The organism is Galbitalea sp. SE-J8, from assembly GCF_030345695.1.
Lineage (GTDB): Bacteria > Actinomycetota > Actinomycetes > Actinomycetales > Microbacteriaceae > JAUASV01.
The window spans coordinates 1-23,676 of record NZ_JAUASV010000013.1 but is presented as its reverse complement, the minus strand read 5'-3'; the positions used below and the strand labels follow the sequence as shown (position 1 = coordinate 23,676).

Annotated in this window: 17 protein-coding genes; 13 read left to right on the top strand and 4 right to left on the bottom strand. The window is 71.9% G+C overall.

All coding sequences use genetic code 11. The features are described from left to right. The first annotated feature begins 50 nt into the window (after nt 1-50). The 4 genes from QT381_RS09710 to pknB are packed head-to-tail and all read left to right on the top strand — an operon-like array spanning nt 51 to nt 6,474. Complete coding sequence (locus QT381_RS09710; protein WP_289248797.1) at nt 51-1,433, top strand: FtsW/RodA/SpoVE family cell cycle protein; 1,383 nt, start codon at nt 51-53, stop codon at nt 1,431-1,433. Next, entirely contained in the window at nt 1,430-2,884 is a 1,455-nt protein-coding gene (locus QT381_RS09705) for a peptidoglycan D,D-transpeptidase FtsI family protein (RefSeq protein ID WP_289248734.1), read from the top strand. Before QT381_RS09710 ends, QT381_RS09705 begins: the two co-directional genes overlap by 4 nt. Next, a complete protein-coding gene (locus QT381_RS09700; protein WP_289248732.1) occupies nt 2,881-4,668 on the top strand; it encodes a serine/threonine-protein kinase in 1,788 nt (595 codons plus the stop codon). The genes QT381_RS09705 and QT381_RS09700 overlap by 4 nt, the downstream gene beginning before the upstream one ends. A gap of 48 nt (nt 4,669-4,716) precedes the next feature. Then, nucleotides 4,717-6,474 carry a Stk1 family PASTA domain-containing Ser/Thr kinase gene (pknB, locus tag QT381_RS09695; RefSeq protein ID WP_289248731.1) on the top strand — a complete coding sequence of 586 codons (1,758 nt, stop codon included), beginning with the start codon at nt 4,717-4,719 and terminating at the stop codon, nt 6,472-6,474. Between the two features lie 2 nt (nt 6,475-6,476). Here pknB and QT381_RS09690 read toward each other — a convergent pair whose 3' ends face one another. Beyond that, nucleotides 6,477-7,112, bottom strand: coding sequence for an anthranilate synthase component II (locus QT381_RS09690; RefSeq protein WP_289248730.1), 636 nt, complete (start codon nt 7,110-7,112; stop codon nt 6,477-6,479). A gap of 114 nt (nt 7,113-7,226) precedes the next feature. Between QT381_RS09690 and QT381_RS09685 the strand changes: the two genes are divergently transcribed. Further along, complete coding sequence (locus tag QT381_RS09685; RefSeq protein WP_502877501.1) at nt 7,227-7,460, top strand: cell division protein CrgA; 234 nt, start codon at nt 7,227-7,229, stop codon at nt 7,458-7,460. Nucleotides 7,461-7,533: 73 nt separating this feature from the next. Here the strand turns inward: QT381_RS09685 and QT381_RS09680 are convergent, their stop codons facing one another. Together QT381_RS09680 and QT381_RS09675 are read right to left on the bottom strand one after the other, a co-directional pair. Further along, nucleotides 7,534-8,337 carry a rhomboid family intramembrane serine protease gene (locus tag QT381_RS09680; protein WP_289248728.1) on the bottom strand — a complete coding sequence of 268 codons (804 nt, stop codon included), beginning with the start codon at nt 8,335-8,337 and terminating at the stop codon, nt 7,534-7,536. A gap of 77 nt (nt 8,338-8,414) precedes the next feature. Further along, nucleotides 8,415-8,957: a peptidylprolyl isomerase gene (locus QT381_RS09675; RefSeq protein ID WP_289248727.1), complete on the bottom strand. Its 543-nt coding sequence runs from the start codon at nt 8,955-8,957 to the stop codon at nt 8,415-8,417. Nucleotides 8,958-9,078: 121 nt separating this feature from the next. On the opposite strand from QT381_RS09675, the gene QT381_RS09670 reads away from it, so the two are divergent. The 3 genes from QT381_RS09670 (at nt 9,079) to QT381_RS09660 (ending at nt 15,569) form a co-directional block, all read left to right on the top strand. Further along, complete coding sequence (locus QT381_RS09670) at nt 9,079-9,687, top strand: hypothetical protein (RefSeq protein WP_289248726.1); 609 nt, start codon at nt 9,079-9,081, stop codon at nt 9,685-9,687. A 277-nt stretch (nt 9,688-9,964) separates the two neighbouring features. After that, entirely contained in the window at nt 9,965-12,514 is a 2,550-nt protein-coding gene (locus tag QT381_RS09665) for a polysaccharide deacetylase family protein (RefSeq protein WP_289248725.1), read from the top strand. A gap of 388 nt (nt 12,515-12,902) precedes the next feature. Beyond that, the gene (locus QT381_RS09660) at nt 12,903-15,569 is read left to right on the top strand and encodes a helix-turn-helix transcriptional regulator (protein WP_289248724.1); all 2,667 of its coding nucleotides are present in this window, start codon (nt 12,903-12,905) and stop codon (nt 15,567-15,569) included. Here QT381_RS09660 and QT381_RS09655 read toward each other — a convergent pair. Continuing rightward, nucleotides 15,563-16,840, bottom strand: coding sequence for a glycosyltransferase family 2 protein (locus QT381_RS09655; protein ID WP_289248722.1), 1,278 nt, complete (start codon nt 16,838-16,840; stop codon nt 15,563-15,565). The genes QT381_RS09660 and QT381_RS09655 overlap by 7 nt on opposite strands. Nucleotides 16,841-17,069: 229 nt before the next feature. Between QT381_RS09655 and QT381_RS09650 the strand changes: the two genes are divergently transcribed. Genes QT381_RS09650 through QT381_RS09630 form a run of 5 tightly spaced genes read left to right on the top strand, consistent with a single transcriptional unit; the run spans nt 17,070 to nt 23,553 of the window. Beyond that, on the top strand, nt 17,070-18,407 hold the full coding sequence (locus tag QT381_RS09650; RefSeq protein WP_289248721.1) for a nucleotide sugar dehydrogenase: 1,338 nt from the start codon (nt 17,070-17,072) through the stop codon (nt 18,405-18,407). Next, nucleotides 18,404-19,429 (top strand): GDP-mannose 4,6-dehydratase, encoded by a 1,026-nt coding sequence (locus QT381_RS09645; protein WP_289248719.1) that lies wholly within the window; start codon nt 18,404-18,406, stop codon nt 19,427-19,429. The genes QT381_RS09650 and QT381_RS09645 overlap by 4 nt, the downstream gene beginning before the upstream one ends. Continuing rightward, entirely contained in the window at nt 19,429-21,225 is a 1,797-nt protein-coding gene (glmS, locus tag QT381_RS09640; protein WP_289248717.1) for a glutamine--fructose-6-phosphate transaminase (isomerizing), read from the top strand. Before QT381_RS09645 ends, glmS begins: the two co-directional genes overlap by 1 nt. 4 nt (nt 21,226-21,229) lie before the next feature. Next, nucleotides 21,230-22,555, top strand: coding sequence for a polysaccharide deacetylase family protein (locus QT381_RS09635; protein ID WP_289248715.1), 1,326 nt, complete (start codon nt 21,230-21,232; stop codon nt 22,553-22,555). Next, the gene (locus QT381_RS09630) at nt 22,552-23,553 is read left to right on the top strand and encodes a hypothetical protein (protein ID WP_289248714.1); all 1,002 of its coding nucleotides are present in this window, start codon (nt 22,552-22,554) and stop codon (nt 23,551-23,553) included. The genes QT381_RS09635 and QT381_RS09630 overlap by 4 nt, the downstream gene beginning before the upstream one ends. Nucleotides 23,554-23,676: the final 123 nt, after the last annotated feature.

Here is a 23,676-nt window from a genome sequence, read left to right as displayed (position 1 = left end):
ACGCGCCCACCGCGGCCGTCGGCACCACGACCTCTCCGCACACGACGACGATCGGCGAGCTGACCGGCGCGATCCGCATCAAGCTGCGGCAGCCGGCACGCAAGCGCAACCTCGAGCTCGTGCTGCTCGTGCTGGCGTGCGCGATCGACGTCGCGGCCATCGGGCTCGTCCAGCTCGGCGCGAACGACGCCATCGACTGGTCGCTGCTCACGCTCGGCGCCGTGCTCACCGGCCTCGTGCTCGTCTTCCACATCGTGCTGCGCGTCGTGGCAGCGGATGCCGACCCGCTCATCCTGCCCGTCGTCACCGTGCTCAACGGCCTCGGCATCGCCGAGATCTACCGCATCGACATCGCCGAGCACACGACCGACTGGTCGGGCAACAGCATCAAGCAGATCGTCTGGACGGCGATCGCCATGGTGCTCGCGATCACGGTCGTGCTCGTCGTGCGCAACCACCGCACGCTGCAGCGCTACAGCTTCGTGGCGATGTTCGTCGGTCTCGCCCTGCTGCTGCTGCCGATGCTGCCGTTCATCGGGCTCCGCATCAACGGGGCGCAGCTGTGGGTCGGCATCGGCGGGGCGCGGTTCCAGCCGGGCGAGCTGGCCAAGATCGCGCTCGCGGTGTTCTTCGCGGCCTACCTCGTGCAGGCCCGCGACACGCTCTCGATGACCGGGCGCCGCATCCTCGGCATCCGCCTGCCGCGGGCGCGCACGCTCGGGCCGCTCCTCGTGGTGTTCGCGGTGTCGATGCTCGTGCTCATCTTCCAGCGCGACCTCGGCACGTCGCTGCTCTACTTCGGGCTGTTCCTCGTCGTGCTCTACGTCGGCACCGGGCGGGCGAGCTGGGTCGTGCTCGGCCTGCTGCTGTTCGCGGGCGGCGCGTACGTCGCGGGCACGACGCTCGGCTACGTCGGCGGGCGCATCACGAACTGGCTCGACGCGTTCAACAACCACGTGTACGACGCGGCCGGCGGCAGCTACCAGCTCGTGCAGGGCATCTTCGGCCTCGGCGCCGGCGGCCTCACCGGTACGGGCCTCGGCCAGGGCCGCCCCGACCTCGTGCCGCTCGCGGAGAGCGACTACATCGTCGCGAGCCTCGGCGAGGAGCTCGGTCTCATCGGCCTGTTCGCGATCCTCGCGCTCTACCTGCTGTTCGTGTCGCGCGGCTTCCGCATCGGCTTCGCGGCGCAGGACGACTTCGGCCGCCTGCTCGGCGTCGGGCTGTCGTTCGTCATCGCGCTCCAGGTCTTCATCGTCATCGGCGGCGTCACGCGCGTCATACCGCTCACGGGTCTCACCACGCCGTTCCTCGCGGCCGGCGGCTCGTCGCTCGTCGCCAACTGGATCATCGCCGCGCTGCTGCTGCGCGTCTCCGACTCGGTGCGCAACCAGCCGCGCTGGATCGTCGAGCCGCGGGAGGCGCTGTCGTGAACCGCGAGCTCAAGCGCGTCAGCATCCTCGTGCTGCTCATGTTCGTCACCCTGTTCGGGTCGACGAGCGTCATCCAGGTCGTGCAGGCGGATGCGCTGCGCAACGACGCGCGCAACATCCGCACGCTCTACGCGAGCTACTCGGCCCAGCGCGGATCGATCCTCGTCGACGGCGAGCCGATCGCGGAGTCGGTGCGCAGCCGCGACCAGTTCAAGTACCAGCGGAAGTACCCGCACGGCCGCCTCTACGCCCCGGTCACCGGCTACTACACACTCAACCAGGGCAGCGCGGGGCTCGAGAGCGCGCTCAACGACTACCTCAGCGGCACCGCGAACGCCCAGTTCTTCGACCAGGTCGGCAGCATCTTCTCCGGGCAGGACCCGAAGGGCGCGAGCGTCGAGACGACCATCGACCCGGCCGTGCAGAAGGCGGCCTACGACGCGCTCGGCAAGAACAACGGCGCGGTGATCGCGGTCGAGCCGTCGACCGGGCGCATCCTCGCGCTCGTCTCGAAGCACTCCTACGACCCGAACGAGCTCGCCGTGCACAGCACCTCGAGCGTGCTCGCGAAGTACCAGGCGCTCATCGACAACCCGGACGACCCGCTCATCGACCGGGCGATCGCCGGCGACCTCTACTACCCCGGATCGACCTTCAAGCTCGTGGTCGGCGCCGCGGCGCTCGAGTCCGGCCAGTACACGGTCGACAGCGAGTTCGACAACCCGCCCGAGCTCACCCTGCCGGGCACGACCACGACGATCGGCAATGCCGAGGGCGGCGACTGCGGCGGCACCGAGAAGGCGTCGATCGCCACGGCCATCCGGCTGTCCTGCAACATCCCGATGGCCGAGCTCGGGCTCGAGCTGGGACAGGATGCGATCGGCGCCGAGGCCGCGAAGTTCGGCTTCGGGCAGAGCTTCCAGATCCCGATGAAGGCGACGGCGAGCACCTACCCGACGGGAATGGACGACCCGCAGACCATGCTGAGCGCGTTCGGCCAGTACGAGGACCGCGTCACGCCGCTGCAGATGGCGCTCGTGAGCGCTGCGATCGCGAACAACGGCACGCTCATGAACCCGACCCTCGTCGACCAGATCATCGCGCCCGACCTGAGCATCATCGACGACCCGCAGCCGACCGAGTTCAGTCAGCCGCTCACGGCGGCGAACGCGGCGGCGCTGCGCGATGTCATGGTGCAGGGCGTCACCAACGGGGCGGCGAGCAATGCCACAATCGAGGGAGTCTCCGTCGCCGGCAAGACAGGCACGGCGCAGAACGGCGGCGACCTGCCCCACACGCTGTGGTTCACCGGCTTCGCCCCGGCGGACAACCCCCAGGTGGCCGTGGCGGTCGTGGTCGAGAACGGTGGCGGAATGGGTCAGAACGGATGGGGCAACCTCGTTGCCGCGCCGATGGCCAAGAAGGTGATTGAGGCGGTGCTGAACAGATGAGACCCACGAGCGGGCTCACCTTCGGTGGTCGATACCAGCTGTCGAGCCGGGTCGCGATCGGCGGCATGGGCGAGGTCTGGGAGGCGACCGACCTGGTGATCGGTCGCACCGTCGCCATCAAGATCCTCAAGGACGAATACCTCGGCGACCCCGGGTTCCTCGAGCGCTTCCGCGCCGAGGCGCGCCACGCCGCCCTCGTGAACCACGAGGGCATCGCCAACGTCTACGACTACGGCGAGGAGGACGGCAGCGCCTACCTCGTCATGGAGCTCGTGCCCGGCGAGGCGCTCAGCGCCATCCTCGAGCGCGAGCGCGTGCTCTCCTCCGACCGCGTGCTCGACATCGTGGCCCAGACGGCATCCGCCCTGCAGGCCGCGCACGCCGCGGGCCTCGTGCACCGCGACATCAAGCCCGGCAACCTGCTCATCACCCCCGACGGGCGCGTGAAGATCACCGACTTCGGCATCGCGCGCATCGCCGACCAGGTGCCGCTGACCGCGACCGGCCAGGTGATGGGCACCGTGCAGTACCTGTCCCCCGAGCAGGCGAGCGGACACCCCGCGAGCCCCGCAACGGACATCTACTCGCTCGGCATCGTCGCCTACGAGGCTCTCGCCGGCCGTCGGCCGTTCACCGGCGAGAGCCAGGTGGCGATCGCGATGGCGCAGATCAACGAGGCCGCACCCGAGCTGCCCGTGACGATCGCCGAGCCCGTGCGCAACCTCGTGTTCTCGTGCATCGCGAAGCGACCGGATGACCGGCCCGCGTCCGCCCAGCACCTCGCGCGCGCCGCGCAGTCGCTCCGCCGCGGCGACGTCGCGGCCGCGGCGACCGCCGTGCCGGCCGTGCTCGGCTCCGCGCGCCCGGGAACGACCGCCGCCACGACCGTGCTCGGCGCGGGAGCCGCCACGACGCGCGTGATGCCCGCGACCCAGAACCTGCCGTTGACGGAGCCCGCGGCCGAGGAGCCGCGCCGCCGGAGCCCCTGGACCTGGCCGCTCGTGGCGCTCGTCGGCGTGCTCGTCGTCGCGCTCGTCGCCGCCGTGATCGCGTTGCTCGCGAACCCGAACAGCCCCGAGCCGAACCCCTCGTCGTCGAGCCCGCGTCCCACCCAGAGCACCCCGTCGAACACGCCGACCGAGCCCACGACGATCGATGCCGCCGAGCTCCAGCAGCTGAACGGTCTGACCAAGGATGAGGCCCAGGATCTCCTCGACTCGCTCGGACTCGAGCTGAAGTGGACGGCGGGCGACGTCACGCCCTCCGGTGAGACGTCGGAGGTGGCCTACCGGTGGACGCCGTCCACCGGGGAGCTCGACAAGGGCCAGACGGTCACGGTGTACTACTACACCGACCCCGAGAGCCCGCCGGCCCCCGCCGTCGCCTCGGTGACCCCGTCCGCGAGCCCGCAGGTCGGCACCGAGGTCACGGTCCGGTGGAACGAGTACGTGCAGTGCATCCCGGGCTACGACCTGCAGAGCTACACGGTCGAGGTGAGCGGGAGCGGCGGCACCATCCTGGGCGGGCTGTCGACCTTCCCTCCCGACCAGCGCCAGGTCAACATCCTGATGGCGACCACCCCCGGCACCGTGCAGTTCACCTACTATGCGAACTGCGGCGCCGGACTGCAGTCGAAGGTGTCGCCCCCGCTCACGATCACGGGCACCCCGGCTCCGGTCGACACGCCGAGCACACCGCCCACCGACACCCAGCCGAGCACCCCGCCCACCGACACGCCGCCCACCGACACCCCGCCCAGCCCGCCCGCCACCCCGAACCCCTGACCGGGCTCGGGTACACTGGCGGCCGGAACGGCGGGAGACGGATCACCAGTGGTTGACGGCGTAGCGCAGGGCGTGACGGTGCTCGCCGGGCGCTACCAGGTCGGCGACCTCATCGGACGCGGCGGCATGGCCGACGTGTACGCCGGAACGGATGAGCGCCTCGGCCGCCGCGTCGCCATCAAGCTCCTGAAAGCGAGCCTCGCCGCCGATCCGGCGTTCCGCAGCCGGTTCCGCCGCGAAGCGCAGGACGCCGCGAAGATGGCGCACGCGTCGATCGTGCGCATCTTCGACGCGGGCGAGGAGACGGTGCGGGATGCGATCACCGGTCGTGAGACGCAGGTGCCGTTCATCGTCATGGAGTACGTCGACGGCAAGCTGCTGAGCGACCTCATCGCGGGCGGCCCGATGGATCCCCACCAGGCCGTCGGGATCATCGAGCAGGTGCTCGTCGCCCTCGAGTACTCGCACCGTGCGGGCCTCGTGCACCGTGACGTGAAGCCGGGCAACGTGATGATCACGAGCACGGGTCAGGTGAAGGTCGTGGACTTCGGCATCGCGCGAGCGGTCTCGGAGTCGAGCCCGACCCTCGCCGAGACGAGCACGGTCGTCGGCACGGCGCAGTACTTCTCGCCGGAGCAGGCGCGCGGCGAGGCCATCGACGCCCGCACCGACCTCTACTCCACGGGCATCGTGCTGTTCGAGATGCTCACCGGGCGTGCGCCGTTCGTCGGCGAGAACCCCGTCGCCGTCGCCTACCAGCACGTGAACCAGCAGGCCGTTCGCCCCAGCGTGATCAACCCGCGGGTGTCCCCGGCGCTCGACGCGGTCGTGCTGCGGGCGATCGCGAAGGACCGGTTCGAGCGCTTCCAGACGGCCGCCGAGTTCCGCGCCCAGCTCACCGCCGCCGACCAGGGCACGACCGTCATCAAGCGACCGGTCCCCGCCGCGGACTTCCACCAGACCCTGTTCGGCGTCGATCCGGCCCGCACCGCGGGTGCCGAGGCGACGATGCGCCAGCTCACGGTCGACGATCGCACGCGCACGGGCTCGCGGGCGAGCCAGTCGCGCCCGCCGGTGGCCTGGATCTGGGGGGGCATCGCCGTCGTCGCGGTCGTGGTCATCGCAGTGCTCTACTGGGCCCTCACGTTCAGCACGACGAGCTTCGTGCCGAACAACTCGATCGCCGTGCCGGACGTCGTCGGCGAGTCGTTCGAGGACGCGTCCGCGCAGCTCGACGACCACGGGCTGCAGGTGCGGCAGGTGAGCGAACCGAGCGCCACTGTCGACGCGGGCTTCGTGGTGTCCACGACGCCCGCCGCGAAGGTCACGGTCGAGAGCGGCGAGGTCGTCGAGGTGCACGTGTCGACCGGCAAGCTGCAGGTGACCGTGCCGAGCATCATCAACCTGTCCCTCGAGGACGCCACGGCGAAGCTCGAGGCCGCCGGCTTCCAGGTGAGCGACGACGTCACGACGACCCATTCGCCGAACATCAAGGCGAACGTCGTCCGGGGCTCGACCCCGGAGGGGGGATCGCAGGCGGAGGACGGTGCGACCGTCACGCTCATCGTCTCCGACGGCGAGATCGACATCGAGGACGTCACCGGCCGGCCGATCACCGAGGCCGCAGCCCTGCTCAGCGGGGCGCAGTACCAGCTCGACGTCGACCAGGTGCCCGACTACACCTGCTCGGGCACGACGGTCACGAAGCAGTCGCTCACCGGGGTGCAGAAGCAGCACGCGAAGATCACGCTCACGTGGTGCGCGGGTGCCCCGGCGCCGAGCGCGCCGCCCGCCCCCGCGGGCTGAGCTCAGAGCCGCACGAGCGGCGTGAGCCCCTTCGCGGTCTCGGCCGCCTCGGGCAGGCCTGCGACCGCGAGCCAGTTGCCGAGCATCCGGTAACCGCCCTCGGTGAGCACCGACTCCGGGTGGAACTGCACGCCGAACACGGGCCGCGTCACGTGCCGCACGCCCATGATGACGCCCCCCGCGGTGCGCGAGGTCACGACGAGGTCGTCGGGCACCGTCGTGTCGACGATCGCGAGCGAGTGGTACCGCGTCGCGGTGAACGGATGCGGCACCCCGTCGTAGAAGGCGCTGCCGTCGTGCTCGACGAGCGAGGTCTTGCCGTGCATGAGCTCCTCGGCGTGGGTGACCGTGGCGCCGAGCGCCTCGCCGATCGCCTGGTGTCCGAGGCAGACGCCGAGCAACGGCTGACCGGTGGCGATCGCGGCGTGCACGATGGGGATCGAGACGCCGGCATCCGCGGGCGCGCCCGGTCCGGGCGAGAGCAGCACGGCGTCGTACCCGGCGATCACCGCGGGAACGTCCTCGACCGGGAACGAGTCGTTGCGCACCACCCTGGTCTCCGCACCGAGCTGCTGGAGATAGCCGTCCAGGGTGTAGACGAAGGAGTCGTAGTTGTCGACGACGAGCACACGCGTCATGGCTCGGTGTCCTCCTGGCTCGGCCCGCCGGTTGCGGCCGGAACACCCATAGTACGAGAGGGGCGACCCCCGCCGCGCCCGGCTTCCCGGCCGCGCCCCGCTAGGATGCTGGCCATGGCCCGCAACACCGAGAAGTCCGTCGCGCCGCCGGAGTCGCGCGAGAGCTCCCCGAATCCGGTCTGGTTCAAGCCGATCATGTTCGGCTTCATGATCGTCGGGCTCGCCTGGATCATCGTGTACTACGTCAGCAGCCAGACGCTGCCGATCCCGAGCCTGTCGAACTGGAACATCGCCATCGGCTTCGGGATCATGTTCATCGGCTTCCTGATGACGACGCGCTGGCGGTAATCACACCGGTGTAACTATCCACCTGTGCAATCGGGTGTGGATAACCCCTCGCCCGGGCGGGCGAGCGGGGGCCTCAGTAGAGCGCGGCGTATCCGACGGCGCTGATCGCGATCAGCGCCGTCACGATCCCGGCGAGCCCGGCGATCTGCGTGCCGCGCCGCGTGCGCGACCGGGTGTTCACCAGCACGAGTGCCGCGGCTGCTCCGGCGATGAGCCCGCCGACGTGCGCCTGCCACGACACCGACCCGATGACAAGCCCGATCGCGAGGTTGAGTCCGACGACGACGAGGATCTGCACGCCGTTGCCGCCGAGGTGCCGCGCGATGATGAAGTAGGCGCCCATGAGCCCGAAGATCGCACCGGACGCCCCCGCGACCGCCGCCCCCGGCGCGAGCAGCAGCACGGCGACCGATCCGCCGAAGCCCGCGATGAGGAACACGGCGAGATAGCGCCAGCGGCCGAGCATCTGCTCGAGCGCCGGCCCGATGAAGAACAGCGAGAGCATGTTGAGCCCGATGTGCAGCCAGGAGAAGTGCAGGAAGACGCTCGTGAGCATCGTCCACGGCAGCTGGTCCGTGAACCGCGGCTGGTACAGCCCGTACAGCTGCACGTAGGGACCGATGCCCGGCGCGATCTCGAACAGCCAGGCCAGCACGCACACGGCGATGATCGCGTAGGTGACGACGGGACGACCGGCGCTCGCCGCCCCGCGGACGCGGCGCAGCATCCGGGAGCCCGCGCCGGAGCCGGGCCGGGAGCGCTGCGCGTGGTCGTAGGCCGCGCGCTGCTCGCGCACGCACTCCGGGCAGTGCACGCCGACCGCGGCCGGGATCTGGCACTCGGGGCAGATGGTGCGTCCGCAGCGCTGGCAGAGCACGAAGCTCTGCCGGTCCGGATGCCGGTAGCAGACGTCGCTGCTGCGCTCGCCGTACTGCGGTGCGGACGCGCTCAGGGTCAGACCTCGTCGACGGTGATGCTCTGGATGACGACATCGTCGAGCGGCTTGTCCCGGCCGTCGGTCGGCACCGCCTCGATCGCGTCGACGACCTTCTTCGACTCCTCGTCGGTGACGAAGCCGAAGATCGTGTGCTTGCCCTGCAGCCAGGGGGTCGGCACGGTCGTGATGAAGAACTGCGAGCCGTTCGTGCCGCGGCCGAGACGCTTGCCGGCGTTCGCCATGGCGAGCACGTAGGGCTCCTGGAAGCTCAGCTCGGGGTGGATCTCGTCGTCGAACTCGTAACCCGGTCCGCCGATGCCCTGCCCGAGCGGGTCGCCGCCCTGCAGCATGAAGTCCTTGATGATGCGGTGGAAGATCACGCCGTCGTAGAGCGGCACGCCGCTCTGCGTCGCGCCCGTCGCCGGGTGCGTCCAGTCCTTCTCGCCGGTCGCGAGGCCCACGAAGTTGGCGACCGTCTTCGGGGCGTGATTGCCGAGCAGGTCGACCTTGATGGTGCCGAGGGAGGTGACGATCGTCGCGACGGCGGTGTGTGCAGGCATGACGACGATTCTTGCATGAGCGCCGCGCGCATCCTGGGCACGCCCTGGCAGGCTCCTCGACGCGCGGAGCCGCCGTGCCACTATGGTGTCCCGATCATCTCCCCGATGCTGGAGGTTCCGCATGCCCCTGTCCCGCAAGCGCAAGAAGGAGCTCGCGCAGCTCCGCAAGGACGCCGGCGTGCTGCTCAAGGAGCAGCGCGAGGTGCTCGGCCAGGCCGGCAGCGTCGTCCGCGAGGCCGGGCAGCAGGCCGCGCACCTCACCCGCGAGGAGGTGGCTCCGCGCATCCGCGACGCCTACGAGACCCGCGTTCACCCCGCAGTCGATCGCGGCGCGGCCGCCGCGCTCAACGCGGCGCACACCACGCGCTCGGCGATCGTCGACGACGTGCTCCCCCAGGTCGGCGCCGTCATCGGGTCGGCACTCGCGTCGCTCGACATCGCGAGCAAGCCCGAGGTCAAGAAGGCCATCAAGAAGGCGTCGAAGAAGGCGTCGGCCGCTCGCGCGACGGCGCTGAAGAGCCCGGCCGGCAAGCGCGCCGCGGAGCTCGCGGCACGCGCCGGTGTCGTGAAGCCGACGTCCTCGGGCCCGGGCAAGTACATCCTGATCGGACTCGGCGTGGTCGTCGTCGCGGGCATCGCGTACGCCGCCTGGCAGACGCTGCGCGCCGACGACGACCTCTGGATCGACGACGAGCTGGACCAGGCGGACGTGGAGACGCCCGAGGCCTGACCGGACCCTCCTCCCCCGACGAAGGGCCCCGCTTCGGCGGGGCCCTTCGTCGTCTCCGCACCCCGCACTGCGGTCGTGCGGGTTCCCGCAGATTCCACTCGCGGCCCCGCACTGTTATCGAGGATTCGTTGACCCGGCGTCGCCGCCGGTCGATCGTAAGAGCCGCCGACCGGCATCGCACCCGAATCGAATCCGAGGACCCGCCGTGCTCTCTTCACGCTCCCACCCCACACCGCCACCGACGCGACCGGCCCTGAGACGCAGGATCCTCGCGATCGTGCTCGGGGCGGCCGTCGGTCTGACCTCGAGCCTCGTGGCCGTCGAGACCGCCCACGCGGCCGCCGCGACGGTCGTGAGCCTCACCTTCGACGACGGCAACGCCGATCAGAGCACGGCCGCCACGTCGCTCGCCGCGCACGGCATGGCCGGCACCTTCTTCGTCAACTCCGGCACCATCGGTCAGCCCGGGTTCTTCACCCAGGCGCAGCTGACCGCACTGGAGGCGGCCGGCAACGAGATCGGCGGGCACACGGTCGGACATCCGTCGCTCCCGTCGCTGCCCCTCGACGAGGCGCAGCGCCAGATCTGCCTCGACCGGTCGACGCTGCTCTCCTGGGGCCACGCGGTGCGCAGCTTCGCCTACCCGTTCGCCGAGACCAACGCCGACCTGCAGCAGCTCGTCGCCGACTGCGGCTACAACAGCGCGCGCAACCTCGGCGACATCCGTTCCCGGTTCGGATGCGACGACTGCGACTACGCCGAGTCGATCCCCCCGGAGAGCGCCTTCGAGACGAAGGCACTCGACCAGGTCGACAGCACCTGGACGCTCGCCGACTTCCAGACCGCGGTGACGAACGCCGAGTCGCACGGTGGCGGCTGGGTGCAGTACACCTTCCACAACATCTGCGGCAGCGTGTGCGGCGAGCTGTCCGTCCCGTCCGCCGTCTTCGACCAGTTCCTCGACTGGCTGCAGGCCCGCGCCGCCACCGGCACGACCGTGAAGACGGTCGGCGACGTCGTCGGCGGTGTTGTCAAGCCCGCGGTCGCCGCGCCGCCGAGCAGCGCCGGCACGACGGTGCGCAATCCCGGCTTCGAGACGCTCACCCCGAGCGGTGTGGCCGAGTGCTGGCAGCAGGGCGGATACGGCGACAACTCGCCCGAGTTCAGCCTCGTCTCGACCGCCCACTCCGGCATCCGGGCGGGGAAGGTCACGGTGACGGCCTACGCGGGCGGCGATGCGAAGTACCTGCCCACGCTCGATCTCGGGTCGTGCGCGCCGGCGGTGACGCCCGGCAGCTCCTACACGATGAGCGAGTGGTACACCTCTACGCTCCCGACCACGTTCGAGGTCTACCTGCGCAATCCCGCCGGCGGCTGGGATTACTGGGTGTCGAGCGCCTCGGGCGTCAGCCCCTACCCCGCCACGGACACGTACGCCCGCGCCCAGTTCACCACTCCCCCCGTTCCCGAGGGTGCGACCGCGATCTCGTTCGGTCTCAACGTCGCCGCCGTCGGCACGGTCATCGTCGACGACGCCGCGCTGTGGGAGGCGTCGCAGCTGCCGGTGACCACGGTCACCACGACGCCGGGCACGCCGGATGGCACGAACGGCTGGTACCGCACGGCGCCGACGATCGCGCTCGCGATCACCGCGCCGCTCGACGGCTCGAGCGAGTACTCCTACGACGGCACGACCTGGACGACCTACACCGCGCCGATCACCGCGCCCGCCGGGCTCTCCACGCTCTCCTACCGCTCGAGCACGGATGCCAGCCACGTCGAGGAGACGCGCACGCTCACGCTCAGCGTCGACACCACCGCGCCGACCGTGACGCCCGCGCTGAGCGCGTCCCGCGTGATCAGCGCGACGGCGGCGGACGCCGGCTCGGGTGTGGCGGCGATCGAGTGGCGTGACGCCGGCGGCGCATGGGCGAGCTACTCGGGCGCCGTGCCCGCAGGGGACGCCGCCCGGTCGCTCGAGTTCCGCAGCGTCGACGTCGCCGGCAACACGTCGGCGGTCGCAACGCTCGCGGTGCCCGCGCTGCCGCCGACCGACACGCCCACCGATACCCCGACCGACACCCCGACGGACACACCCACCGATACCCCGACCGACACACCCACCGACACGCCGACGGACACACCGACCGGCACGCCCACCGACACGCCGACCGGCACGCCGACGAGCACGCCCACCGACACCCCGACCGACCAGCCCACCTCGGCACCGCCCGCGGCCACGGCAACCGTCGGGCTCACGCTCTCGCCCCGATCGACCGCCTACGGACACTCCGCGTCCGCTCGGGTCACCGTTCGCGCGGCCGGTGTCGTGCCCACGGGGAAGGTCTCGATCACGGTCGACGGGCGCACGGTGGGAACCAAGACGCTCGTCGCGGGCTCCGCATCCGTCGCGCTGTCCGCGAAGCTCGCGGTCGGCGGTCATCGCGTGGTCGCCCGATACCTCGGCAGCACCGCGGTGAAGGCCGCGTCGTCGACCACGCACGTGCTCAAGGTCACCCGGGCCAAGGCGAAGGTGACGATCTCCGCGTCGAAGAAGCACGCCGTGGTCCGCCGGAGCGTCGTGAAGGCGACCGTGCACGTGAGCGTGCCGAAGACGGCCGCCAAGCCCACCGGCACCATCACGATTCTCGCCAACGGACACCGCATCGCGTCCGCGAAGCTCTCCGCCGCCAAGAAGGGGGTGATCTCCATCCGGCTGCCCCGATTCACCTCGACGGGGAAGTACGCGCTCCGTGCGCGCATCTCCTCGTCGGTCCACGTCACCACGTCGACCAGCGCAGCGAAGACGCTGCGCGTCACGGGGTGACCCCCGTCGCCGCACTCGATCCCGTCGGCGATCACCCCGACGTTCGGCCCCCGCCCCGAAGGTGCCGAACGGCCCGCGACGGAGCTGCGATCGAGTGCGGCGGCACCCTTCCTGGGTAGACGCCGAGTAATTGCACGGCTTCGAATTACGATGCACACTCATGCAACCGGCTGCCGCCCAGACCCCGCGCCGGCCGTTCCGCCCCCCACACCCGGACCGGGGCGGCACGCGACGTCCCTGGCCGGCGCCGGCGGGGAGTGCGGGTCATCGATGCCTCGCACTCCCGTCGGCGCCAAGTCGATCACTGTGAGGTAACCCGAATGCTCTCCATCACCGTTCCGTCGCGCTCGACTCCACGGAGGGGATGTCCGCTCGCGGAGCGTGCATCGTGATCCCCAGCAGAGCCGCGGCGCGGGACGCCCTCGCCGCCGTGCTCGCCGCGGAAGCCGAGTCCTTCACGTTCGCCGCCGGGCCGTCGCTGTCCGGGCGCACCACGTTCCTCCGCGACGTGATCGACCCGCGCTCCCGACGCCGGGTCACGGTCACCGCCCACCCGGCCGAGAAGCAGCTGCCGCTGTCCGGACTGTCCGCGCTCATCAACGCGCTCGGTCACGCCCGGCTCGCCGAGTTCGCCGGACGGTTCGCGGTCATCGGAAGCGGGCCCGACGCGGTCATGTCGGCGGCCGTCGACCTCATCCGGATGCTGCGCGGCGCGCACGTCGATCCGACCCTCGTGCTCATCGACGACCTCGATCAGCTCGACGACCTCACGCAGGAGATCCTGGCGTGCATGTCGACCCGTCTCACCGGCACGGGGCTGGCCGTCGTCGCCACGGTCCTCGCCCCGCTCGAGCGATCGCGGTTCGAGGGCGCCCGCGTGCTCCGGCTCGAGCCGCTCGACCCCACCGAGGCCGAGCAGCTGCTCCTGAGCCTCGCGGAGCCGGACACCCACCCCGGCACCCTGTGGATCGTGCGGTCCCAGTCCGGTGGATGGCCGGGCGTGATGCGCCGCGCGCTCGAGCAGCTCTCCCCCGACCAGCTGGTCGGCGCGGCCGCGATGAGCCTGCCCCCGCACGTCGACACCGGTCGCCTCGCGCTCGACGACACCCGGGTGCGGATGCTGCGTCGGCTGTCGATCGCGCCCCTCACGGCGGCCGGCGCGTTCGGGCCGCTCGCGGACTCCGAGCGCGACGCGGTCGATCAGCTGATGAGCGACCGCGTCATCGAGCGCCTCGGACCGTTCCTCCGGATCTGCGATCCGGCGCTGCGCGCCACCGTGTACTGGAGCATGGACGCGACCGAGCGGCGGTGGATGCACACCGCCGCCGCGGAGCGGGAACGGCCGCTGCCGCTCGGGCTGGCCGCCTGGCACGACGCGCTCGGCGACCCCGAGGGCGCCCACGACGCCGAGCTGCTCGAGCTCGCGCTCGCGCTCGCCGTCGCGCTCGCGGAGACGTCGTGCATCCCCGCGCTCGTCGAGATCGTGGAGCGGGCGGTGCTCACGAGCCGGGACCGCGACCGACTGGTGCCGGGGCTGCTCGCCGTGTCCGGCGAGCTCGCGCGACAGGGCGCGTTCGCCGTCGTGCTGCGCTACGCGACCATGGCGCGCACGATCGCCGAGGATCCGGCGCACCTGCTGAGCGCCGTGGCTCTCGAGTTCGTCGCGGACGCGGTGCTCACCCGACGACCGGCGACGGGCGAGGTGGACGTGTACGTCAGCCGCTACCGGACGACGCACCCCGACCAGTGCGGCCGCCTGCTGCTCGTCGTCGCGGCCGTCCTCGCGGCCGACCTCGACACGCTCGGCGCCCAGGCCCGGGTGCTCGGCGCCCGCCTGCTCATGCGCGATCGGGTGCCGAGCGAGACCGGCATGAGCACCTGGATCATCCGCTTCGTACGAGGCGTCGACGCACTGCCCCGCGAGGTCGTCCCCGCCGCGGTCAGCCGTCCGCCCTCGCCGGAGACGATGGCGGCGATGAGCGCTCCGGCGCTGCTCATGTGCGCGTGCGCGATGATGTACGCCGAGGAGTACGACGCCGGGCGGCGCGCGCTCACCGCGCTCTCGATGCGGCTGAACGCCACGGACCCGGCCTCGCCGTGGCGCCGGTGGCACCTCGAGCTCGCGGCGCTCAACGAGTACCGCGCCGGTGCATTCGCCGACGCCGCTCCGCTCGCCGACGAGCTCCTGGCCGACGGCGCGCGCGGCACGCTGCGCCCGCTGCTGACCGCCGCCTCCATCGGACTCGCTACGGGCGGCCCGGATGCGGTGCGCGACCTCGTCGAACAGGCGGACGAGCTCGCCCGGTTCAGCGGCCTGCCCTCGGCGCGGGCGCGAGCCTGGTCGCTCCGTGCGCGATCGTCGCTCATGAGCGGGGACCTCGGCGAGGCGATCGTGCGACTCGACCGGGCGCACGCGGTCGTGCCGTGGGCGCGGCCCGCCGTGCTCCGGTTCGCACCCGACCACGTCGAGGCGCTGTCGATGACGGGCGATGCGCGCCGCGCCCGCACGGCGCTCGCCGACTTCGAACGCGCCCACGCCGCATTCCCGTCGCGGTGGGGAGATCTCGCACTGCTGCGTGCGCGCCTCTTCCTCATCGACGACGACGGCGTGGAGGGCGCGGTCGACGCCGCCTTCCGCACGGTCCGGCGCTCGACGCCGACCGTGGAGGTGGCCGAGCTCCACCTCGCGGCCGCGCGCGTGCTCGCGCGCGCGGGGCGGCGCACCGCCGAGGAGCACCGCGCCGCCGCGGAACGGCTGTTCGACGAGTCCTCCGCGTTCGCGTGGGCGGCGGTCGCCCGCACCGCGCTGCACGGAGCCCGGTCGCACCGCACCGGTCCCGATCCGCTGCTCGCGACCCTCACCGAGAACGAGCTCGCGGTGCTCCGGCTGATCCGGCGCGGCGTGCGGAACAAGGACATCGCGGCGGCGCTGTTCGTGTCGCTCCGCACGGTCGAGGTGCGGATCACCCAGATCTACCGCAAGCTCGACGCGCGCTCGCGCTCGCACCTGCTCGCCCTGCTGCCCGCCGACGGGGAGGGCGACGAGAGCTACTGAGAGCCGGCGGCGCGGCGCACCGGGCTGACCCAGACCCCGGTCGCGCCGCGCCGGAACGCGCGCGCGACGGCCCGCAGGCACATCGCCGCGTCGAGCATCCGGATGAACGGGAAGACGAGTCCGAACAGCAGCACGACGGGCCGGCGCATCGCGACGGCGAGCCATAGCGTGAGCACGAGATCGGGCGCGAGCACCCCGACCACGAGGGCGCCCGGCGGCAGGGCCGCGGCGACCGCATCGGCCGCTGCGGCATCCACCGGTCCGGCGATCGCGACGATCGCGCTCGCCACGAGGCTGAGCGCGGCGAGCGGCAGCACGAGCAGCACGGCGACCGCGGCGATCACGAGCTCGACGATGTGCGCCCAGAGCGCGACCCAGAACACGCGCGGCCGCCACGGATGCCGGCGCACCGTCTGCCAGAAGCCGAGCGACCAGCGCGCCACCTGCTTCGCGTAGTCGCGCAGCGTCGCCGGGTCCTGCGTGTACGCCACGGCCGCTCGCGGATGGAACGCGATGCGCCCGAGCTCGCGGGCGTGGATCTCGAACGTGACGTTGTAGTCCTCGATGGTGAGGCCGGGCGCCGCGATGTCGACGGTGGCGAGCACGTGCGAGCGGTACATGCTCGCGAAGCCGGGCACGATGGACACGGCGTTCGCCGCTCGCGCGGCCTGGCCGTACTTCATCGCCCACTGCATCACGAGATAGACGCGCTGACGGTACGCGGTGAGCACCGCCGCGACGACGCCGCCCGCGCCGCGGGCGTGCCGCGTCGACGCGCGCCCCGCGACGGCCACCACGTCGGGCGCGGCGAACAGGGGCAGGCCCGTCGCGAAATAGTCGTCCGAGAGCACGGTGTCGGCGTCGAGCAGCAGCACGACCGCGAACCGGCGCTCGAGCCCGAATCGCTCGACGGCCGCCGCGATCGCGCCGGCCTTGCCCCGGTTCGGATCGAGCGCGAGCACGTTCACGCCCGCGGCGCGCGCGATCGCGACCGTGGCATCCGTCGAGCCGTCGGAGACCACGAACACCTGGTCCGCGCGCACGTGCCGGCGCGCGGAGTCGATCGTGCCCTGCAGCACGAGCGCCTCGTTGTGCGCGGCGATGAGCACCGCCACATCGTCGACGGTCAGTGCTGGGTCGGTTGCGGGCGGCCGGCGGCGGAGCAGCCGCGCGGTGCTGCGCGCAAGGCCCGCGGTGCCCCAGACCAGGGTGCCGACGCCGACCACGGCGAGCGCCGACAGCAGGGCGACGAGCACCCACGGATCGGACATGGTGCTCCTTCCTCACGCGGTCCCGCGGTCCCGCGGTCCCGCGGTTCACGGTAGGCGCCGCGCGCGCTCGCGCGATGCCGTCCGTCCCGCACTCTTGTGCGGATCCTGCGGTCGGCCCGCACACCACGCCCGCATTCCCGCACGATCGCCGTCCGGGGCTCGCCCCGATCCGTGAGGCTGAGTCATGGTGAGGGGCGTATCGACCCCCCACCCGAAGAGGAAGCCGACGATGAACGTCCTCACCCAGACCGCGCCCCCCGAGAGCCCGGCCCTCCGCACCGCCCTGGCCGCCGTGCCCCGACCGAGATCGCGTCCCGCGTTCGACTACGACGTGGCGATCGTCGGGCTCGGATACGTCGGGCTCCCCACCGCCATCGCGTACCACGCCGCCGGCTCCCGCGTGCTCGGCGTCGACGTGAGCGAGCGGCGCATCGACGCCATCCGCAGCGGCGCCGCCGACCTGCTCGACCGCGATCAGCACCGGCTCGCGACCGCGCTCGCAAGCGACGACGGGACGCTCGAGATCACGGCGGACCTCGGCCGGCTCGCCTCGGCGGCCGCCGTCGTGGTGTGCGTGCCCACCCCGGTCGACGACTACCTCAGCCCCGACCTGCGGATGCTGGCGAGCGCCTGCGCGACCGTCGTCGAGAACGCGGTGCCCGGCCAGGTGCTCATGCTCACGTCGACGACGTACGTCGGCACGACCGAGGATCTGCTCGTTCGACCGCTCGCCGCCCGCGGCCTCGTCGCCGGCCGCGATGTCTTCGTCGCGTTCAGCGCCGAGCGCATCGACCCCGGCAACGCCGCCTTCGACCAGGAGGACGTGCCGCGCGTGATGGGCGCCGCTACGCCCGAGTGCGCCGAGGAGGCCGACCGCCTGCTGCGCCGCTACGCGACCTCCGTGCACCACGTCGGCTCGCTCGCCGCCGCCGAGATGACGAAACTGCTCGAGAACACGTTTCGCGCGGTCAACATCGCCCTGGCGAACGAGTTCGCCGACATCTGCGAGCACCTCGACATCAACGTGAGCGACGTCATCGACGCCGCAGCCACGAAGCCGTACGGCTTCATGCCGTTCCGGCCCGGACCCGGCGTCGGCGGCCACTGCATCCCGTGCGATCCGCACTACCTGCTCTGGCAGCTGCGCCGCGACCGCATCAGCGCCCCGGTCATCGAGCACTCGATGGCCGAGATCTCGCACCGTCCCGGCCGGATCGTCGACCGCGCACGCCGCCTGCTCTCCGAGCGCGGGCTGCCGGTGGCATCCGCTCGCATCCTCGTCGTCGGGGTGTCGTACAAGCCCGACGTCGCCGACCTCCGCGAATCCCCTGCGCTGGAGATCCTGGGCACCCTCGCCGAGGAGGGTGCCCAGGTGGGATTCGTCGACGCACACTTCGACCGGGTCGCCCTGCGCGACGGCACGATCGTCACCGCGACGGATGCGCCGCCCGAGTTCGACGCGGACCTCGTCATCCTGCACACTCGCCACAGCAACGCCGACCTGTCCTGGCTTCGCGCCGAGACCCTCCTCGACATCACCTATCCCCGGACGGCGGTCGCGTCGTGAAGAGCCTCGTCACCGGCGGCGCCGGCTTCATCGGCAGCCACCTCGTCGAGGAGCTGCTCGCCCGCGGCGACGACGTCACCGTGCTCGACGACCTGAGCACCGGGAGCGTGAGCAACCTCGCCGCGGTGCGCGACCATCCGCGGTTCCAGCTCGTGGTCGGCACGATCCTCGACCCGACCGTCGTGCACGGCGTGGTGAGCGGATGCGATCGCGTCTTCCACCTCGCGGCCGCCGTCGGCGTCAAGCTCATCATCGACGACCCGCTCGCGAGCCTGCGCACCAACATCCACGGCACCGAGAACGTGCTCATGGTGTGCGAGGAGACCGGCGCGACGCTGCTGCTCGCCTCGACGAGCGAGATCTACGGCAAGAACGAGGCCGATCGCCTGCACGAGGACTCGGACCGGGTGCTCGGTTCGACACTCAAGTCGCGGTGGAGCTACGCCTCCGCGAAGGGCATCGACGAGGCGTTCGCGCACGCGTACTGGAGCCAGTTCGGCCTCGCCGTGTCGATCGTTCGCCTGTTCAACACGGTCGGCCCGCGGCAGAAGGGCCGGTACGGCATGGTCGTGCCGAACCTCGTGGGCCAGGCGCTCCGCGGCGACCCGCTGACCGTCTTCGGCACGGGCGAGCAGACCCGGTGCTTCTCGTCGGTGCACGACATCGTGCCGGCGCTCATCGGCGTGATCGACAACGACGCGACCCGCGGACAGGCGCTCAACCTCGGCGGCGCCCACGAGATCTCGATCCTCGATCTCGCGCGCGCGATCATCCGCGTCACGGGCAGCTCGAGCGAGATCCAGCTCGTGCCCTACGACACGGCGTACGGCGACGGCTACGAGGACATGCGCCGCCGCGTGCCCGACAACACCCGGGCGCACGACCTCGTCGGGTTCGCGCCGCGAACCTCGATCGACGAGATCGTGCGGGGTGTCGCGGAGAGCCTCCAGTCCACCGTCGACCGCTCGGATTGGACGATGCAGCAGGCGCGCCCGCACGCCTCGACGACGGTGATCGTCTGATGTGCGGCATCGTCGCCTGCCGCACCCGCGGCGCCGCGGCCTCCTTCCTGCTGCAGGCCCTCGCGACCCTCGAGTACCGGGGCTACGACTCGGCCGGCGTCGCCGTGCGCACGCGGGACGGCGGCACGATGCGGCTGCGCACCACCGGCCGGGTCGCGACGCTCGCCGAACGGGTGCGCCGCGAGGCCCGCCTCGATCTCACCGGCGTCGGCATCGGCCACACCCGCTGGGCCACGCACGGCGGCGTCCGCGACGACAACGCCCACCCGCACGCCGACTGCACCGGCCGCCTGCAGGTCGTGCACAACGGCATCATCGAGAACGCCACGCAGCTGCGCGCCGAGCTCGAGAGCGCCGGCCACGTGTTCGCGTCGGAGGTGGACAGCGAGGTCATCGCCCACCTCGTCGAGGCCGCCCAGGCATCCGGCGATGACCTCGCGGCCGCGGTCGCGTCGACCGCGGCACGGCTGCGGGGCAGCTGGGCCGTGGTGGTGCTCGAGTCGGCGACATCCCGCGTCGTCGGCACGGCGTTCCACGCCCCGCTGCTCGTGGCCTCGTCGGCGCGCGGTTCCTACTTCGCGAGCGACGCGAGCGCGATCGACCGCTGGGTCGACGACTACCAGGTGCTCGGCGACGGCGACGTCGTGGAGCTCGGTGATCCCGTGACCTGGTCGTCGGACGAGCCGGCTCGGCTGCGCATCCCCCGGCTTGCGCGATCGAGCGGCCTCGGCGATCACCACGATCACATGCAGAAGGAGATCGACGAGCAGCCCGAGATGTCGGCGAGCATCATCGACGCCCTCGCGCTCGACGCCGTGAGCGGCACACTCTGGGCCGACCAGGCGCTGCCACCCTTCGACCGGGTCGCGGTCCTCGGCTGCGGCACCTCGCTCAACGCGGGCGGCGTGGTCGGCGCAGCGTTCCGCCGGTTCGGCAGCGTGCCGGTCACGACGGTCATCGCGAGCGAGGCGTCCGAGCTCGTCGTGGAACCGCGTACGCTCGTCATCGCGATGAGCCAGTCCGGCGAGACCGCCGACATCCTGCGCGCTCTCGACTCGACCGCCCTGCGCGACGCCGCGCTGCTCGCGATCACCAACAACCCGCACTCGACGCTCGCCCGCCGGGCAGCGGCGGTGATGGCGTGCGCCGCGGGCCACGAGGTCGGCGTCGCGGCGTCGAAGACGTTCGTCGCCCAGGTGCTCACCGGTGTGCTGCTCGCGGTCTCCGCCCTGCGGGCGACCGGCCGCATCGACGCCGAGCGGGCCTCGGCCGTCGTCGACGACCTGCGACGGATGCCGGACCTGCTCGCGCAGTCGCTCGCGATCTCGAAGCACGCGGTGCCCCCGCTCGCCGCGGAGCTCGCCGAGGCGACCGGTTTCCTCTTCCTCGGCCGCGGCTCCGGAGTGGTCTACGCGGCGGAGGGCGCGCTCAAGCTCAAGGAGCTCACCTATCGCTGGGCGGAGCACTACCCCGCCGGCGAGCTCAAGCACGGGCCGCTCGCACTCATCGAGGACGGCACCCCCGTCATCGTCATCGACGACGGCGATCCGCGGCTCGCGGGCAACATCGCCGAGGTCGAGGCGCGCGGCGGCCGCGTCATCACGATCGGCGGCCCCGGCGCATCCGTGCCCGCGCTGGGGCTGAGCCTCGCGGCGCCGGTCGCGGGCGGCTTCCGCGCGTGCGGTCCGCTCGAGAGCGTCATCCCGCTGCAGGTGCTCGCCCGCGAGCTCGCGCTCGTGCTGGGACGCGACGTCGACAAGCCGCGCAACCTCGCCAAGTCCGTGACGGTCGAGTGATGTCATGCCGGCGTCGCGACCCGTCGGGCTGTCCCTGGGCGTTGCGGCCCTGCTCGTGATCAGCGCCGTGGTGAACCTGCCGACACTCGGTCACGTGCCGCCGACGACCGCGGTGTCGCTGACCTTCGACGACGGGCACGCCGACCAGTGGGGAGCCGCCCGCGCCCTGCACGAGCGCGGGCTCGTCGGCACGTTCTTCGTGAACTCGGGCTTCGTCGGCTCGGAGGGGTTCATGCCGCTGGCACGGCTGCACGACCTCGTCGGCTTCGGGGACGAGATCGGCGGTCACACGGTCTCGCATCCCGACCTCGCCGCGATCGACCCGGTCGAGGCGCGCCTCCAGCTCTGCAACGACCGCGTGACGCTCTCGCGCTGGGGCTTCGACGTGCGCAGCCTCGCGTATCCGTTCGCGAGCACCTCGCCCGCGGTCGAGAAGATCGCCGCGGAGTGCGGGTACACCAGCGCGCGCGGTCTCGGCGACATCCGCACCCGGTTCGGCTGCGCCACCTGCGCGCGGGCCGAGGTCGTGCCGCCGCCCGACCCGATGCTCACCCGCGCCCCGACCCAGGTCGACGCGACCTGGACTCTCGACGACCTGACGTCCGTGGTCACCCAGGCCGAGGCGGCGGGCGGCTGGGTGCAGCTGACCTTCCACCGCGTGTGCGACGACGGATGCGACCCCCTCGCGATCACGCCCGCCCTGTTCGACCGGTTCGCGGACTGGCTCGTCCAGCGCACCCGGGAGCGCACGACGACCGTGGTCGCGACCGTGCAGCAGGTGCTCGGCGGTCCCCTGCGCCCGGTGATCTCGGGCGGCGGCGAGTCCGCGGTGCGCGACGGCAACCTCGTGTCGAACCCGGGACTCGAGGAGCGCGGCGCCGACGGCGTGCCGGTGTGCTGGAGCCTCGGCGAGTACGGCGCGAACGACGCCGCGGTCGACTACGACGCCGAGCCGCACGGCGGTGCGACCGCCGCGCGGCTGCTGCTCACCGCATACGGCTCGGGCGATGCGAAGCTGCTGCCCGCCCTCGACCAGGGCTCCTGCTCGCCGCCCGCAGCATCCGGTCACCGCTATGCGCTGAGCGCCTGGTACCGCTCCACGGCCGTCACGCAGTTCGCCGTGTACCGGCGCGACGGGCAGGGCGTCTGGTCGTACTGGACGTCGAGTCCGTGGTTCGACGCGGCCGACGAGTACACCACCGCGATCTGGACGACACCCCGGGTGCCGAAGGACACGGAGGCCCTCAGCTTCGGCCTCAACCTGTTCTCCGACGGCCGGCTCACGACCGACGACTACGCCATGGTCGACGCGGGACCGGGGAACGGATGAGCGCCCCCGAGCGCGGCGCCCGCCCGGTGCGGCTGGCCGCGGCCGCGATCGCGATCCCCCTGCTGCTCGGCGGCTGCGCCGGCGAGTCCGCGCCGGAGCCCACGCCCCCGGCCACCTCCACCGTCGTCGTGCCGGTGCCCACGCCGACCGGGCCGCCGGGCACGCAGGCGCCGGTCGAGCCCACCACGACTCCGACCTCTCCGCCGCCGTCGTCTTCACCGTCGTCGACCTCGCGGCCGTCGACGACGCCCACCCACCGGGCCACCCCGCGGACGACGCCCAGCCCCCGGGCCACCCCGTCGCACCGACCGACTCCCACGCGTTCGTCCGCACGCCCGAGCGCGGGCTCGACCTACCCCTGGCACCACGAGATCGTGTCGACGACGTTCTGGGTCGGCGAGGTGTTCGACCCGGATGCCGACGACGGCACGCAGGTCTACTCCACCTACGACTCGCACTGGATGACCGCGTACGGCGGCTGCGACGGCGTCGTTGTCGGCGGCACCTGCTCGACCGAGAAGCGCACGGCCGCGCACGACTACTTCCCGACGAGCATGACCCCCCGGCAGAACCCGTTCTACCTCGACCTGCCCTTCGACGACCTCAACGATCGCGCCGCCCACGCGCGGCGGGGCGCGGTCATCCCGTGGGCGAGCCGTGCGCCGTACTCGTCGATGCTGCGTGACGGCAACGCGAGCCTCATGAAGAACCGCTGGGTCGAGCTCCGGAAGGGCTCGCGCACCTGCTTCGGCCAGATCGAGGATGCCGGGCCCGGCGAGTACGACGACGCCGAGTACGTCTTCGGCACCGACGACCGGCGGCCGCTCAACGCGCGCTACGGCGGCGCGGGGATGGACGTCTCCCCCGCGCTGAACGGATGCCTCGGCTTCGCCGATCTGGACGGCGACGTGGACCGCGTCTCGTGGCGCTTCGTCGACGACGCCGACGTGCCCGCGGGACCGTGGACCCGCATCGTCACGACCTCGCCGGCGTCCTGACCTGGTTCGTGCCACATGGTCGTCGTTTTGGGCGTTTTGAGGGTGCGATGGTTGATTTTCCGGGCCTCGCGGTCGGGAAGTTGCGCACTAAGCGGTGCGCCTAGGGTGCCTTTGTGGGGTTGT

Excerpts from the sequence above, each read along its gene's own strand:
- QT381_RS09700 (WP_289248732.1), top strand. The coding sequence starts at position 2,881 with ATGAGACCCACGAGCGGGCTCACCTTCGGTGGTCGATACCAGCTGTCG.
- QT381_RS09690 (WP_289248730.1), bottom strand. The coding sequence starts at position 7,112 with ATGACGCGTGTGCTCGTCGTCGACAACTACGACTCCTTCGTCTACACC.
- QT381_RS09685 (WP_502877501.1), top strand. The coding sequence starts at position 7,227 with ATGGCCCGCAACACCGAGAAGTCCGTCGCGCCGCCGGAGTCGCGCGAG.
- QT381_RS09675 (WP_289248727.1), bottom strand. The coding sequence starts at position 8,957 with ATGCCTGCACACACCGCCGTCGCGACGATCGTCACCTCCCTCGGCACC.
- QT381_RS09670 (WP_289248726.1), top strand. The coding sequence starts at position 9,079 with ATGCCCCTGTCCCGCAAGCGCAAGAAGGAGCTCGCGCAGCTCCGCAAG.
- QT381_RS09655 (WP_289248722.1), bottom strand. The coding sequence starts at position 16,840 with ATGTCCGATCCGTGGGTGCTCGTCGCCCTGCTGTCGGCGCTCGCCGTG.
- QT381_RS09650 (WP_289248721.1), top strand. The coding sequence starts at position 17,070 with ATGAACGTCCTCACCCAGACCGCGCCCCCCGAGAGCCCGGCCCTCCGC.
- glmS (WP_289248717.1), top strand. The coding sequence starts at position 19,429 with ATGTGCGGCATCGTCGCCTGCCGCACCCGCGGCGCCGCGGCCTCCTTC.
- QT381_RS09635 (WP_289248715.1), top strand. The coding sequence starts at position 21,230 with ATGCCGGCGTCGCGACCCGTCGGGCTGTCCCTGGGCGTTGCGGCCCTG.
- QT381_RS09630 (WP_289248714.1), top strand. The coding sequence starts at position 22,552 with ATGAGCGCCCCCGAGCGCGGCGCCCGCCCGGTGCGGCTGGCCGCGGCC.